A 15,397-nucleotide genomic window follows, 5' to 3' on the forward strand; every position below is an offset into this window, starting at 1 on the left:
CAACAAGGAGGAATAAAAGATGAAAAAGGTAATGGTATGCGGATGCGGCGCTCAGGGCTCCACCATCTGCAGAAGACTGGACGAAGAACCCAACATCGAAGAGGTGGTCTGCGCGGACTATAATCTGGCGGCAGCAGAGGCTGTGTGCAAGCTGATGAAGAAGGGCACCCCCAAGCAGGTGAACGCCGCCCACGTGGACGAGATCGCCAAGGCTGCTGAGGGCTGCGAGCTGATCGTCAACGTGATGCCCCTGGAGTTCGGCGTCAACGTGATGCAGGCCGCTTTGCAGATCAAGGCCTGCTATCAGGACCTGTCCGCCTGCGAGAACGTGGTCGAGGGCTTCCCCGAGTACGACACCTGGCTGGAGGGCATTCGCTACATGTACACGGAGTACGGCCGCCGGTTCGCTGAAAATGGCACTACCGCCATCATCGGCACCGGCTCTGCTCCCGGCGTGATGTGCGTCATGGCGCGTAAGGCCGTCAACGAGTTGGACGAGTGCGACACCATCGCCTGCATGGTGTACGAGGGCACCCGCACCAAGCGGTTCATCCCCTTCTTCTGGTCTCCCGAGGTGGCTCTGTGCGACATGGAGGAGGACGCCTACGCGTTTGAGAACTGCCAGCAGATCCGTACGAAGCCCTTCAGCCGTCCCATCAAGCGGAATTGGCCTGAGTGCGGCCGCGAGGTGACGTTGGTCGAGCACGCTCACGACGAGCCTGTGTACATCGGCTTCAACCGCGAGAAGTACTTCAAGGGCTGCAAGAACGCCTACTTCAAGTACGGCGGAACTGGCATCGAGTTCTCCGAGGGCCTGTACAAGGCCGGATTGCTGCACCACACTCCCGAGGAGTTCGAGGGCCACGAGATCGTTCCCTTTGACTGGGTGCTCAAGCACATCCCCATGCCTCCGAAGGACCCCGAGGTCATCAAGGCCATCATCGACGAGGGCATCGTTGAGGACAACGGCGCGTTCGTCTGCGAGGCTTACGGCAAGAAGGACGGCAAGGACATCATGGTGGACCTGCACGTGTCCTCTCCCGGCCTGGAGGAGGCCTATGAGCGTGCCAAAATGACCGGCGAGATGTACCTGACCGGCCAGGGCGCTTTCCTGTACACCAAACTGCTGGTCAACGACATGGTTCCTCAGAAGGGCCTGATCTCCTCCGACATGCTGGACGACCAGCAGGTGGAGCAGTACATCGCCTGGGCCAACGATCTGGGCATCACCTACACCATCGACATCAAGGAAGGCTGCAAGTTTGACGGCTGATCCCCTGCATACTATATTAAATAAGGAGAACTGCAATCATGACCATTCAGGAATATGTAGAGCGCGGCCGCGCGGCCGTGGAAGCCATCAAGGATTACGATCAGGCTCAGACCGACAAGCTGGTCTATGAGGCGGCCAAGGTCATCTATCAGCACGCTGCCGAGCTGGCCCGGGAGGCCGTGGACGAGACGGGCCTTGGCTACTACGAGGACAAGATCGGCAAGAACACCGATACGCCCGCCGCGTTCTGGGCTTACCTGCGAGACAAGAAGTCCGTGGGCATCATCAGCGAGAACAAGGAGACCGGCATCATCGAGGTGGCTCACCCCGTGGGCGTCATCGCCTGCATCACCCCCGCCACCAACCCCAACGTCACCCCCCTGGGCAACTTCATGGACGCTGTGAAGGGCAAGAACGCCATCATCGTCTCCCCCGCTCCCCGGGCCGCCAAGTCCACCACCCACACGGTCAACCTGATCCGTGAGGCCATGGAGAAGTGCGGCGCTCCCGCCGATCTGATCCAGGTCCTGACCGAGGTGACCATTGAGAACTCCCAGGCCCTGATGGAGGCCTGCGACCTGATCATCGCCACCGGCGGCAGCGCCATGGTGAAGGCCGCCTACTCCTCCGGCACCCCCGCCTACGGCGTGGGCCCCGGTAACCCGCCCGTGGTTCTGGACCGCGGCTACGATCTGACCGAGGCCGCCAAGATGAGCGTTGTGGCTGTTGGCAGCGACAACGGCATCCTGTGCGACGGCGACAACCTGCTGCTCTATCCCCAGGAGGCTGAGAAGGACTTCTTCGACGCTCTGAAGGCTGAGGGCGTGGTGCTCTTTGAGAACAAGGCCGACGTGGAGGAGTTCGGCAAGGTGCTGTTCCACGACGGCCACACCAACCCCGAGCTGGTGGGCAAGGACGCTCCCGTGATCGCCAAGGCTGCCGGCTTCGACATCCCCGCTGACACCAAGGTGGTGGGATTGAAGATCGACGCTGTGGGCAAGGCCAACGTGCTGAACAAGGAGATCATGGGGCCCATCGTGGTGCTCAAGAGCTACGAGACCTTCGAGGAGGCCGTGGCCATGGCCATCCAGAACATGGAAGAGGCCGGCGGCATCGGCCACACGGCCGGTATCTTCTCCAACGACCGCGCTCACGTGGAGTACTATGCCGAGCGCATCCCCGTGGCCCGTGTGCTGGTGAACCAGCCCACGCCCGACGCCTGGGGTCCCTCCACCAACGGATTGAGCCCTGCCGTGTCTGAGAGCTGCGGCACCTGGGGCAACAACATCCTCTGTGAGAACGTGGACTATCGCCACCTCATCAACATCTCCAAGATCGCCCTCCCGCTGGATGTGGATGTTCCCAGCGCCGAGGAGCTCTTCAAAGACTAAGCCAATTGCTATCTGCAAAAACCAAAAGCGGCGGGAGTGTTTTCACTCCCGCCGCTTTTTAGTTATGAATGGTTCTTCGAGCCAAATTGTGATTCCTGTTGTCTCAGCATCATCTGACGATAGAGGCCCTCTTGAGCCATCAGCTCTTGAGGCGTCCCCTGCTGGGCAACGCATCCATCAGTCAGAACCACCACATGGTCGGCTCCGGCCACAGTCCGCATCCGGTGGGCGATAATCAGGACCGTCTTATTCTTCACTAGTTGCGAGATGGCATCCTGAATCGCAGTCTCATTTTCGACATCTAGGGAGGCTGTTGCCTCATCCAGCAGAATCACTGGGGCGTCTTTCAACAGGGCCCGGGCAATGGAAATCCGCTGGCGCTCGCCGCCGGAGAGGGTGGAACCGTTTTCTCCCACCATGGTCTGGTATCCCTGAGGCAATTCCCGGATGAACTCATCGCAGCGGGCGGCCCGGGCGGCTGCGTAGACCTCCTCATTGGTGGCGTCACGTCGGCCAAGGCGGATGTTCTCCAGAATCGTATCCCGGAACAGCACCACATCCTGGAATACGAAGGCGTAATGCCGCAGAAGCGTCTCCGGGTCTACGGTGGAGATGTCGATGCCGCCCAGGGTGATGGTTCCGCCCTGAATATCCCAGAAGCGGGCAGCCAGCTTGCAGGCTGTGGATTTACCGCCGCCGGAGGGGCCCACCAGAGCCGTCACCTGGCCTTGCCTTGCGGTGAAGGACACATCCTTCAAAACGCTCTCATGCGCCCGATAGGAGAATTTCACATGGTCGAAGACAATATCATAGTTCTCCGGCTCACAGACCTCTGCGCCGGTCTGCACAGGCTGCTCCTGGATGGCGCGCATCCGTTCAATCTTCAGCTTGGCACTGAAGGTGGCGGCGATGTTCTGGAGCACTAGGCCAATAGGGTCATACAGCCGGGCGGCGGCAAACAGGAACCCCAGAAAGTACAGGAAGGAAAGCTGCCCCTCTGCCAGAAGTCCCGCGCCTACCAAAACCGTGGTGGCAAGGCCGATTCGGAGAAAGGCTTGGGCAGAGCAGACGAATACGCCGGTGGCAAGCTCGGAGTGGATGGAGCTCCGCTCCGAGCGCTCAAGGAGTGCGTCCAGCTTCTTCATACAGGTCTCCTGCCGGTTACAGGACTTGATATCGCGGATGGTCTCGAGATCCTCTTGAATGGCGTCGGTCACGGCGCGCTTGGCCAGGATGTTCTGGGTACCGAAAACATCCTGGAGCTTTTTGGAGCCAGTGGTCAGCAGCACCGCCGCCGGCAACACCCACAGCACCGCAAGGGCCATTCGCCAGTTGATGGAGAGCATGCAGATTCCGATGAAAATCGTGGAGAAGATGGAGGCGAAGAGCTGGGGGATGTAGTGGGAGAACATCTGGTCCAGCGCGGAGCAGTCCGCGATCATGGTGGCAGTGAGGTCGCTGAGATCCCGCGTGCCGAAGAAGCTGAGGGGCAGCTTGCGTAACGTCTCCGCCAGGCTGATTCTGCGGGCGGCGCTCTCCTGGTAGGTCGCAAGATACAAAGAGGCATATTGGAAATAGTGCAGAAGGAAGAGCAGGAGCAAAACGGCCGCCGCCGCGCCGGTATAGACGAGAACCTTGGCGGACGGATCGCCGCCGGTCTCCAGAGTATCCAACAGATACTGGAGTGTGGCCATTACCACGCCCACGGGCAGCATCAAGCTGATGTTGCAGAAAAAGCTCCACATCACGGCCTTGACAAAGTCCCTGGCACCCTTTTCACTTAAGGCGAATACGTGCTGTAGTTTACGGATCATATCACTGCCTCCTTTCCAACCTTCCAGGCGGCTGCCTGCCGGTAATCCTGCCACATCTTGGCGTACAACCCATCCTGCGCCTCCAGCTGGTCGTGGGTGCCCTGCTCCCGGATGGAGCCCTTTTCCACAACCAGGATGTTGTCTGCGTCCCGAACTGTGGAGAGCCGGTGGGCGATCATGAGAACCGTCTTTCCCCGGGTCAGTTCCCAAAAGGCCTTCTGGATAAGGGCTTCATTCTCTGGGTCTGCAAAGGCCGTTGCCTCGTCTAAGACCACAATGGGGGCGTCCTTCAAAATGGCCCGGGCCAGGGCGATGCGCTGGGCCTCTCCGCCGGAGAGATAGACGCCCTGGGCACCCACCACGGTATCAATCCCCTGGGGGAGCTTTTCGAGGATGTCGCCGCACTGGGCGGCCCTGGCAGCGGCCAGGATTTCCTCCAGTGTGGCGGAGGGCCGGGCCATGCGGATGTTTTCCAGAATACTGACCTTGAAAAGACGGGTGTCCTGAAAGACAAAGGCCACCTGCCGCATCAGCTCCCGGCTGTCCATATTCCGCACGTCCACGCCGCCGATCTTCACGCTGCCGCTCTCTACATCCCAGAACCTGGGGATCAGGGCGGCAGCTGTGGACTTACCGCCGCCAGAGGGGCCCACCAGTCCCACCACGGAGCCCTCTGGCACAGTGAAGCTGACATGGTCCAGAGCGGGGCGCTCTGCGCCGGGGTAACGGAAGGTCACTTGGTCAAAGACCACCGTGTGGTCCCGGGGTTTCTGACTGCGGACGGCCTCGGGCAGGGGCTGCTGGCTCAGAATTTCATCCAGCTTCATCATGGACTCGTTGGCCTCCATCACGGACTCGGAGGCGTACATGATCCGGTTGATCATGCCGCCGCAGGCGGGGGCGAACAGGGCGTAGAAGATGAAATCCGCCAGCACGGCCCAGCCGTCACCGCCGGCAAGCAGCAGCGCCGCAGGGATCAGCAGCGCGAAGCCGCCATTTATGCAGGTGAGAAACGCGGTCTGCCCGTTCCGGCAGCTCATGGCGTACTGACTGGCCAGATCGCTGTAGGACTGGATGGCCTGGTAAAAGGCCTTGAAGGAGTAGACCGTCTGCTGAAAGACCTTCACCACCGGGATGCCCCGGACATACTCCACCGCCTCGCCGCTCATCTTCTCGATCTCCCGCTGGTAGCGGTGAAAAAATCCGGCGTTTTTACCGCCCATCATGCTCATCATACAAAGTATGGCCAGCACCATCGTCAAAAGGCACAGGGCGCCCATCCGCCAGTCAAACACGAATAGCAGTACCAGGGCGGCCGCCGGCGTGACCACCGCCGCCGTCAGGTCTGGCAACTTGTGGGCCAGCAGGTCCTCTGTCAGAGCGGCGTTATCGTCAATGATTTTTCGCAGTTGGCCGGACTGTTTACCAGTGAAAAAGCCCAGGGGCAGCTTCATCAGGTGGGCGACGCCGGCATAGCGGATGTTTCTGGCGGTGCGGAAAGCCGCGATGTGGGTACACATCAGGGCGGCAAAATAGAGGGCGATGTTGCCCACGGCGAATAGAACCGCCATCCATCCCCAGTAGGCGAGCTCCGGCGCGGCGGTGACGTCTGGATAGACTGCCAGGGCGTTCCGGGCCACCATCCAGACGCATACGTAGGGCATCAGCCCCATGATTGCTGCCACGCCGGAGAGTGCGCATCCCAGCACGGTCAGCCGTTTGTACCCGCCGGCATACGCTAGGAGGCGAGTCAGATTGGATTGCTTCTTCAAGAGAATTCCTCCTTCAAGTGATAGATTTTAATAGTTAGTTTAAACTAACTATTAACCAAAAAAGATGGGGACTTAATCCCCCATCAATTTTTGCCAGCCCGCCAGATAGAACTCCTCCAACTGAGAGACATATTGTTTGGCATGCGCATGGGGCATGTCATGGATGACGATTTCAAAAATGCCGTTGAACATACCGCTGGCGATGATGTGGCACAGCTGCCGATCCAAAACGGGGATTGGATGCCCCAGCCTCCGCAGTACTTCCAGAAAACGGAAGGTAGATTCTACCTCAACTTCCACCATGTTGTGGACGAAGGTCTCATAGGAGGTGCCCTCCGCGCAGCAGATCAACAGCTTACAGGCGTCCATATGCTGATAGATGTAGTCCACCATCCACTCGGTGCACTTCGTGGATTCCACACCAACATGCTGAGGCTGTTCCGCCTCCGGCAGCTCCGCGAAGTCCTGTTGGGCCTGCATGAAGCGCCCCATGATGGCGGCGGCATGGGGTTCCACAATGGAGGCGAAGAGCGCCTCCTTGCTGGAAAAGTAACCATAAAAGGCACCGGTGGTCACTCCGGCGTTTTTGACGATCTGCCGCAGGGAGGAGCCGAGAAAACCCTTGTCCAGAAATTCCTGGACAGCAGCCTGCTGAATCTGTTCCAATGTGGTACATGCTTCCTGCTCCATCATACACTCCTGAAATAACAACGTTATATAACGATGTTATATTACAAAATGGGAAGGACTTTGTCAAGAGAAAAACAGAAATTTGGTAGGGGATCTTGGCAGCTCCGCATAGACTTTTTAAAACCGGAAAACAGCATTTACTGGAATCTAACGAAAGGCTGCTTTTAGATTTTACAAAAGCGCCACATAATAAAAAGAAGATTGGCTGTTGTTAGAGGAGGTTGCCTTCGTGAATTATGGCATTGTGGACCTGGGGTCCAATACGGTGAGACTGTCTTTGTATCGTGTTCTCCCAGAGGGGGATTATGATCTGCTTTTTTCCAAGAAGGAAATGGCGGGTCTTGTCAATTATATCAGCGGAGGCGTGCTCTCACAGGAGGGTATCCACCGTGCTTGCTCGATCCTGGAAAAATTCCGGGAGCTGCTGAGGCACTTCGGGGTGGAGAATTTCTATGTATTTGCCACCGCACCGCTGCGTAACATCCGAAACTCTGAGGAAGCAGTTCACACAATCCGAAAAAAAACGGGGCTGGATGTGGACGTACTCTCCGGAGACCTGGAGGCGGAGCTGGGCTATTATGGCGCTCTGCGGACCTTGAATTTAAAAGACGGCGCACTCTTCGACATTGGCGGCGGCAGCACAGAGATTGTGGAGGTTCGGGCCGGAAAAATCCTGCGGGCACAAAGCCTGCCATTGGGGTCTCTGAATCTGTTTAAAGCCTGTGTGTCCAGAATTTGGCCCAAGCCAAAGGAGCTGGAGGAAATGCGGAAAATCGTGCGCAGGACGCTGGCGGAAGCGAATCTGCCCCAGGAGAGGGTAGATCGGGTATGCGGGGTGGGCGGCACAGCCCGGGCTCTGCTGAAGATTGCCAACACCTGGTATGGCCGCCCGGAATTAGAGCGCCGGATGACACCCAAGGATCTGCACCAATTGAATAAGGAGCTTCAAAAGCAAAGCGGGGAGGTGCGGCAGCTTGTTTTGAATCACTGCCCGGACCGACTCCACACAATTCTGCCTGGGGCATTGCTGATGGACACGGTGACAAAGTCCCTGTGCAGGGAGGAACTGTATATCAGCCGTACCGGAGTTCGGGAAGGATATTTGTATCACAAGGTGCTGCGCCGTGCCGAATAGAGAGAAGTGACATAGAAGCGGGGGAGACATCGTTGAAAAAGACGTTTTGGGAGCTGTTGCGGGAATTCTCCGCCCTGCGGCGGCCTGAGGGAGCGGGCAGTCGAGCTGGCGGCTTCCACGAAACCACCATATTGTCGGAAGCAGCGGAAAAGGGGGATGCTGGTATGGAGGGGGTCTATCTCAACCGGGAACTGTCCTGGCTGGCCTTTAACGGGCGGGTTTTGGAAGAGGCGGAGCGGGAAGATGTTCCCTTGTGCGAGCGGCTGAATTTTCTCGCCATCTATCAAAGAAATCTGGACGAATTTTTTATGGTGCGGGTGGGCTCCCTGGTGGATCAGGACATGCTCTCTCAAAGCATCAGGGAGAACAAAACCCATATGACGGCACGGGCGCAGATTCGGGCGGTTTTGGCGCAGGTGCGGGCGCTGGACCAGAGAAAAACCGCTGTCTATCAAACCCTGATGGAGTGCCTGGGGAATGAGGGCGTAGGGCTGGTGGACTTCCGTAGGCTGGAAAGAGAGAAGAGGGAAGCCCTGGAGACCTATTTTGACACGGAAATTGCCGTTTTGCTCTCTCCGATCATCGTGGGAAAGCGGCAGCCCTTCCCGTTCCTGCGAGGTGGGGAAATCTATGCAGTTGGAGTACTGGCGGGAAAAAATGGAAAGGAGAAGCTGGGCATCATTCCCTGTGGCTCGGGTGTGTTTCCCCGGCTGATTCCTGTGGCGGCACGGCAATACATGCTGTCAGAGGAGTTGATTCTCCATTTCCTTCCCAAGGTGTTCAAGGGTTACCGGGTGAAGGCCAAGTCACTGCTCCGCATGACCCGCAATGCGGACATTGACGCAGACGCGCTCTATGACGAAGACCTGGATTACCGGGAATTCATGGCGGAGCTGGTAAAACGCCGTCGGCGGCTGGCCCCGGTGCGCCTGGAGCTGTCCCGGCAGCTGGAGGATGGGATTGTCCGGCTGCTATGCCGGTACACAGGCGCGGAGCCACAGTTCGTATTCGGGGGCGGCACGCCGCTGGACCTCTCTTTCCTGCTGCGGATGCAGGATGCTCTGCGGCAGCGCCCAGAGCTGTTCTATGAGAGATTCGTCCCCCAGCGGCCGCCGCAGTTCCAAAGCGGCCTGCCTATTCTAGAACAGATTCGGGAACGAGACCGCCTGCTGGCATATCCCTATGAGTCCATGAAGCCCTTCCTTGCCATGCTGCAGGAGGCGGCCGGAGATGAGCGGGTCATCTCCATCAAAATGACGCTCTACCGGATGGCAAGACAGAGCAAGGTCGTAGAGGCCCTAATTGAGGCGGCGGAAAACGGCAAGGAGGTCTTTGTCCTGGTGGAGCTCAAGGCCCGCTTTGACGAGGAGAACAACATTGAGTGGTCCCGCCGGCTGGAGGATGCTGGCTGCCAGGTGATGTATGGACTGGACGGCTATAAGGTGCACTCCAAGCTCTGTTTGATCACCCGCCGGGGAGAGGAACAGGTGGAGTATTACACCCAGATCGGTACCGGGAACTATAATGAAAAGACGGCGCGGCTCTATACCGACCTCTCTCTCATGACCGCCGACCCGGAAATCGGCCTGAATGCAGCAGCTGTGTTTCAGGCGCTGGCACTGGGAGAGACCTTGGAGGACAGCCCGGTGCTGATGGTGGCTCCCAGATGCTTGCAAAATCAGGTGCTTGCCAGGATTGACGAGGAGATTGCCCATGCCCGCCGAGGGGAGAGCGCCTACATCGGTTTGAAGCTGAACTCCCTGACGGATAAGACCATTATGGAGCGGTTGATTGAGGCATCCCAAGCCGGTGTTTCCATCGACATGGTGGTGCGGGGGATCTGCTGTCTGCGGCCCGGCGTTCCAGGAGCCACAGAGCACCTACGGGTGATCAGCATTGTGGGCCGCTTTCTGGAGCACTCACGCATGTATCTCTTTGGTACAGGAGAGCGGCGGCAGATCTATATCTCCTCTGCGGATTTTATGACGAGGAACACTCTGCGGCGGGTGGAGGTAGCCGCTCCCATTCGGGACGCGGATTTGAAGCGTCGCCTGACGGCAATGTTTGACACCATGCTGCGGGATAACCAACAGGCTCGCCAGCTGCGTGCAGATGGAACCTATTGCCTGGTACAGAACCAGGGGCCGCCTTTCAACAGCCAGGAGTTTTTCTGTCGCCAGGCCCAGGAGGCGGCCGTGGCCCCGGTGCTCGAGATTACCGGCGGTGCCGGACATAAGATGGGATGACATCTTCCGTGTTCAGGGTGAGAATGAGAGCGGGCAGCAAGCCAGGGAAAGCGCCGCACTTATGCTGAGGCCGTAAGCGGTAATATTGGCGGTGTGTCGGCGGGAAAGAGGAGAACCGGTGGGAAGGCTGGCCGGTTGGTTTCCAACGAAACATGAAAAAGCGGACCTGACATTCTTGCTTTCAGGTCCGCTTTTTTGCAGCCGCTCAGTCGTACCGCAGCGCGTCGATGGGATTCAGAAGCGCGGCCTTTTTGGCCGGCAGATAGCCGAAGATCACACCAATACCGGTGGACACGCCGAAGGCGATCAGGACTGCCGCTGGACTGGGATTCACCGCGATGGGAGTGTCAGGCAGAACCTGGGCGATCACCGCTGTGGCCGCGGCGGACAGGGCATACCCTAGCAGGATGCCCAGCACGCCGCCGAGAGACGAGGTGGTAGCCGCCTCAATCACGAACTGGCGCATGATGGCGCTCTCTTTGGCGCCCAGGGCCTTGCGGATGCCAATCTCACGGGTTCTCTCCGTGACGGATACCAGCATGATGTTCATGATGCCGATGCCGCCCACCACCAGGGAAATGGCAGCAATCCCTGCCAGGATATAGATGACCATATTGACCATGGAGTTCATCTGCTCCACCATTTCTGCCATACTGCTGACGGTGTATGCATCGTCATCCTCAAAAATTTCATAGAGAGCGCTCTCCAACAGTGTCTTGGCCTCGGAAATATGGTCCGTGTTCCGAGCGGTGATGGTGTAACTGGAGACCGTTCCGGTATAGCTGAGGCGTGCCGCCGTGGAGTATGGGAGAAAGACACAGTCATCGGCGCCGCCTTCTTCCAATTCGCCAGATTCCGCGGCCATAACCCCGACAATGGTGAAAGCGTTGCCGTTGATCCGCAGGGTTTGGCCCACGGCATTTCCGCCATAATAATAGGTGTTGAGATACTGTCCCACCACGCAAACTCTCTTTCGACCGGTCATATCCGTATACTGCAGGCCCCGGCCGGCAGCAAGGCTATAGCCCTTCATCTCAAAATAGTCCTCACTGACGCCGGTGACAGAGGTTGCGGTGAGGGAATCACTGCCGACCTTGACCAGGCTCGACATGGTGACGGTGGGGGAAATCTGCTTGAAGGAGTCGCTGTTTTCCTCCACCAGCGCATACATCTCCTCCTCAGACACGCTCCGGGAGGAGCCGCGGCCGATGATGTTTACCGTCAGGGAGTCCGTTCCCATGTCAGAAAAGCTATCTTCAATATAGCCCTGCATACCGTTGCCAAGTCCTACGATCACGATCACCGCGCACACACCGATGATAATACCCAACATGGTGAGAAAGGTCCGCATCTTGCTGCCCAGAATATTTTTGAGAGCCAGCTGAAAGGTCTCCATCAAATTCATGTCACGCCCCTCCTTCCGGCGGCGCCAGGAACCACAATGGCTTCCGGGGCTTGGGCGTCCCCGTCATAGACAACCTGCCCGTCCTCCAGACGGATAATCCGCTGGGTCTGGACGGCAATGGAGTTGTCATGGGTAATGAGCACCACTGTGTTGCCGGCGGCGTGGAGTTCTTGCAGCATGGAGAGCACCTCACGGCCAGTGTGGGAGTCCAGGGCGCCGGTAGGCTCATCGGCCAGGATCACAGCCGGGTCTCCGGCAAGAGCTCTGGCAATGGATGCCCGCTGCTGCTGACCGCCGGAGAGCTGCATGGGCTTGTGGCGCAGCTTGTTACCAAGTCCCACCATTTCCAGGGCAATCCTGGCCCGTTCCTGCCGCTCAGCCTTAGGTACGCCGGCATACATCAGCGGGACCTCTACATTTTCCTGCAGCGTCAGCTTGGGCAAAAGGTTATACTGCTGAAAAATAAAGCCTAGCATTTTGTTGCGGATTACCGCCAGCTCATTTTTATCCAGCTGGCCCACGTCCTGCCCATCTAGAAGATAGGTGCCGGAGGTAGGAACATCCAGACAGCCAATGATATTCATACAGGTGGACTTGCCGGAGCCGGACTGGCCCACAATGGCAATCAATTCGCCCTTTTGCACTTGAAAAGAGATGCGATCTGCGGCTTTCACCGTGGTGTCACCCATTTGATAATACTTGCACACCTCTCGAAATTCAATCAGTGCGCCCATCAGAAACCTCCCGGCCCACCGCTGGGCATCCCACCGCTGGGCATCCCGCCGCTGGGCATCTCGCCTCCGCCAGAGGGAATCATGCCGACAGCCATGAAGTCCATAGAGTCACTGCTGGAGGATGTCTGCAGATAGGCCACCGTGTCGCCCTCCTGCAGACCGGAGATAATCTCGGTATAGCTCTCATCGCTGATGCCAGGTTCCACCGACACATAGACATAGCCCTCAGGGGCCTCCTGGTCCAAGGCGTTTGCGGCGCTGGGAGAATCAGCGGTGATTAAGACGGTGTCGCCCCGGTTCACCGCAGCGCTGGGTACAGCCAGAACACCTTGGGCGGAGTCCAGGAGGATCTCCGCATCCACATTCATGCCGGGGCGGAGACCGTCAGTTTCGTCAATACGAATGGTGACAGGGTAGGTGGTGATGCCGCCGGAGGTAGTACCTGCAATGGAAACATTGGTAACTACGCCGGTATATACCTGGCCCTCTGCCGCGTCAGCGGTAATCTGGACCTCCTGCCCCACGGCAACCTCAGAGATGTCCAGCTCATCAATGTTCAGCGTCATTTCCAGATAACTCATATCGTAGATGACGCACAGCGTACTGTCAGAGCCGCCCTCAATGTTGTCGCCGGCCTTGGCGTTCTTGGTGACAACAGTGCCGGAGATGGGAGCGGTGATCGTATAGTCGTCCAGACTGTCCTGGGCGTTTTCCAGGGAAGTGGAGGCATTGCTGAGGCTGATGCGAGCGCTTTCCACTTGACTATCTGCGGTGCTGCCAGTGATGGTGCAGATCCGCTCACCGCTGGAGATGGCGTCGCCTGGCAGCCAGTTCAAGCCGCTGATTTTACCAGAGACCTCAGCAGTAATGACGCTGGAAGAACTGAGGTTGATGGCGGTCTGGCCATAGCTGGTATAGCTGCCGATGGAAGCGACAGCAGTATAGTCCTCAGTAACCAGCCCTGGGTTGGGAGCTTTGACCTGTACAGAGACCGCCTGCAATCCGGTGTTGGTGGTGATGGAGGAAGAGGAGACCGCTGTAACGGTGCCGGAGGTAGTGCCGTCAAAGTTTCCGATGTAAATGGTAGCCGTCTGCCCTACATAAAAGTCAGAGGGACTGGCGTAGGGGAACAGGAAGGTCATATAGATGTTGTTGTCCCCTACAATCCGCACAAGCTCTGTCCCTGCGCTGACGCTCTCACCGTTTTTCACATATACCTCAGAGACTGTGCCGCCCATATCCGCAGAGGGGTATTTGGCGTTCACTGCCTGCTGGTAGTTGGACTGCGCCTGGGAGTAAGAATTTTGGGCCTGGGTCTGGCTGCTGGAAGCATTGGAGGAATCCAGCGTATAGAGAAGTTGTCCCTCCTCTACTTGGTCACCCTCTTCAAAGGTATCACTGAGGACCTCTCCGGACACCAGCGTATTGACCGTATAGGAGTCTGCCGGTTCCAGTGTCCCGCTGCCCGTGAGGGATTTTGTGATATCGCGGGTCTCAGTCGCGGCGGTTTGATAGGTTGCAGAAGCTGCTGCCTGTTGACCGGCTGGGAGGCGAAAAAGGAATCCGACGCCAATACATACTGCTAAGAGCACAGGGATCAGCCACTTGAGGTGTTTTTTCAGCCGCCGCAGCACGTCCGGCGAGATCATCTTGCGTTTCGTCTTCTCTTCCATAGGATATCCGTTCCTTTCCTGACAGGATTTTCTTCAAGGATATCCCAGAAAGCTGAAACCATTCTGAAAGAGAATTTAAGTTTTTTGAAGATGCGGGCCTCTTCGAAACACCATGTCCGCAAGCAGACACAGCGCCACGGTGAGAGCCATATCCGCCAGTGTACAGCCAACTGGGATGTCCAGCCGCATCAACAAACGGTAGAGCACAAAGCCGATCAACCAGACGGACAGGTTCCGCCCGTCATAGGCTGCGGAAGAGCGGTCTCGCAGCAAAAGGAAGTGGTCTGCAATCTGTACGGCGACCATGGGGGCGAACACGGAGCCAATCAAATACAAAAAGCCGGTAATGTCGTCCATGGGAAAGAGAATGGCGCCGAGAATGCCTGCGGCGGTCACTGCGATGGCGGTGGGCCTTCCATGGATGTTTTTGCAGAGTGATTCGGCGGAGATGCCGGCGGACCAGGCATCCAGGAAGGTGGTGGTCACGGTGGAGAGCACCAGGATTACCAGCGCCGCGACACCAAGGCCCGCCCGCATCATGATCTGCGCGATATCAGATTCCCCGGTATAGATGGCAGCGCCCATACCGATCACATACATCCAGCAGGAGACGGCAAAGTAGGTGACGGCGCTGGCTAAAGTGGCGGCAAAGGGCTTCTCCGCCTCCCGGGTATAATCACTGACGAGGGGCAGCCAGCTCAGGGGCATAGCCACCGCCAGCTCCACTGCCGCACCGAAACTCATGGCCTCGCCTGAGACAGAGGCCGGGTCGTTGCCGAAGAAAATCACCTTGCACAGCAGCACGGTCAGAACCAGCAGTGCGGCCATGGCAATTCGATTCATCCATCCCAGATTGGTGACACCCGCGGCAATCCACACAATGATGAGTCCTCCGATCACGGCGCACCACACCCAATGGCCCACGGGGAAGATACCGCCGATGGCAAGAGCGCCGTCGTAGATCATAATAGCAGTCCAGCCCACTAGCTGCAGGACATTTAAAAAGGCGAACAGCAGCCCGCCCTTTTGGCCAAAGGACAGCTTTACAGTCTCCATGGAACTCTTGCCTGTTCGGCTGCCAATCAGACCCGCCAGAAAAAACAGCGTGCAGCCGATCACATGTCCGATGAGGATGGCGGCAAAGCCTCTTGCCATCCCCAGGGGGGCGAAGCTGGTTCCTGTAAGAATCTCCGCCAGGGAGACCCCGGCGCCAAACCAGATCAGGGCGTTTTGAAAGGTGGAGGTTTTTTTCATATCGGTTCCT

The 15,397-nt window shown here is 57.9% G+C and carries 11 protein-coding genes; 4 read left to right on the plus strand and 7 right to left on the minus strand.

From position 1 onward, the window contains the following. The first annotated feature begins 19 nt into the window (after window positions 1–19). On the plus strand, window positions 20–1,273 hold the full coding sequence (locus KJS55_RS10870) for a saccharopine dehydrogenase family protein (protein WP_187029749.1): 1,254 nt from the start codon (window positions 20–22) through the stop codon (window positions 1,271–1,273). Between the two features lie 38 nt (window positions 1,274–1,311). Then, the gene (locus KJS55_RS10875) at window positions 1,312–2,664 is read left to right on the plus strand and encodes an aldehyde dehydrogenase family protein (protein ID WP_213543328.1); all 1,353 of its coding nucleotides are present in this window, start codon (window positions 1,312–1,314) and stop codon (window positions 2,662–2,664) included. Window positions 2,665–2,726: 62 nt separating this feature from the next. Here the strand turns inward: KJS55_RS10875 and KJS55_RS10880 are convergent, their stop codons facing one another. The 3 genes from KJS55_RS10880 to KJS55_RS10890 all read right to left on the minus strand — a co-directional run bounded on the left by KJS55_RS10880 (window position 2,727) and on the right by KJS55_RS10890 (window position 6,940). Then, a complete protein-coding gene (locus KJS55_RS10880) occupies window positions 2,727–4,478 on the minus strand; it encodes an ABC transporter ATP-binding protein (RefSeq protein WP_187029753.1) in 1,752 nt (583 codons plus the stop codon). Next, a complete protein-coding gene (locus KJS55_RS10885) occupies window positions 4,475–6,256 on the minus strand; it encodes an ABC transporter ATP-binding protein (protein WP_213543680.1) in 1,782 nt (593 codons plus the stop codon). The genes KJS55_RS10880 and KJS55_RS10885 overlap by 4 nt, the downstream gene beginning before the upstream one ends. A 66-nt stretch (window positions 6,257–6,322) precedes the next feature. Beyond that, on the minus strand, window positions 6,323–6,940 hold the full coding sequence (locus KJS55_RS10890) for a TetR/AcrR family transcriptional regulator (RefSeq protein ID WP_187029755.1): 618 nt from the start codon (window positions 6,938–6,940) through the stop codon (window positions 6,323–6,325). A gap of 229 nt (window positions 6,941–7,169) precedes the next feature. On the opposite strand from KJS55_RS10890, the gene KJS55_RS10895 reads away from it, so the two are divergent. Together KJS55_RS10895 and ppk1 are read left to right on the plus strand one after the other, a co-directional pair. Then, window positions 7,170–8,075, plus strand: a complete 906-nt coding sequence (locus tag KJS55_RS10895) for a Ppx/GppA phosphatase family protein (RefSeq protein WP_213543329.1) — start codon at window positions 7,170–7,172, stop codon at window positions 8,073–8,075. A gap of 32 nt (window positions 8,076–8,107) precedes the next feature. Beyond that, a complete protein-coding gene (gene ppk1, locus KJS55_RS10900; RefSeq protein WP_228300519.1) occupies window positions 8,108–10,321 on the plus strand; it encodes a polyphosphate kinase 1 in 2,214 nt (737 codons plus the stop codon). A 205-nt stretch (window positions 10,322–10,526) separates the two neighbouring features. On the opposite strand, the gene KJS55_RS10905 is transcribed toward ppk1, so the two are convergent. The 4 genes from KJS55_RS10905 to cytX all read right to left on the minus strand — a co-directional run bounded on the left by KJS55_RS10905 (window position 10,527) and on the right by cytX (window position 15,387). Continuing rightward, window positions 10,527–11,726, minus strand: a complete 1,200-nt coding sequence (locus KJS55_RS10905; RefSeq protein ID WP_187029759.1) for an ABC transporter permease — start codon at window positions 11,724–11,726, stop codon at window positions 10,527–10,529. Beyond that, on the minus strand, window positions 11,723–12,460 hold the full coding sequence (locus KJS55_RS10910; RefSeq protein ID WP_213543330.1) for an ABC transporter ATP-binding protein: 738 nt from the start codon (window positions 12,458–12,460) through the stop codon (window positions 11,723–11,725). Before KJS55_RS10910 ends, KJS55_RS10905 begins: the two co-directional genes overlap by 4 nt. Beyond that, on the minus strand, window positions 12,460–14,133 hold the full coding sequence (locus KJS55_RS10915) for an RND family efflux transporter (protein ID WP_213543331.1): 1,674 nt from the start codon (window positions 14,131–14,133) through the stop codon (window positions 12,460–12,462). The genes KJS55_RS10910 and KJS55_RS10915 overlap by 1 nt, the downstream gene beginning before the upstream one ends. Window positions 14,134–14,208: 75 nt before the next feature. Further along, window positions 14,209–15,387, minus strand: coding sequence for a putative hydroxymethylpyrimidine transporter CytX (gene cytX / locus KJS55_RS10920; protein ID WP_187029766.1), 1,179 nt, complete (start codon window positions 15,385–15,387; stop codon window positions 14,209–14,211). Window positions 15,388–15,397 lie beyond the last annotated feature (10 nt).

The sequence above is a fragment of the Pusillibacter faecalis genome (assembly GCF_018408705.1).
Taxonomy (GTDB): Bacteria; Bacillota; Clostridia; order Oscillospirales; family Oscillospiraceae; genus Oscillibacter; species Oscillibacter faecalis.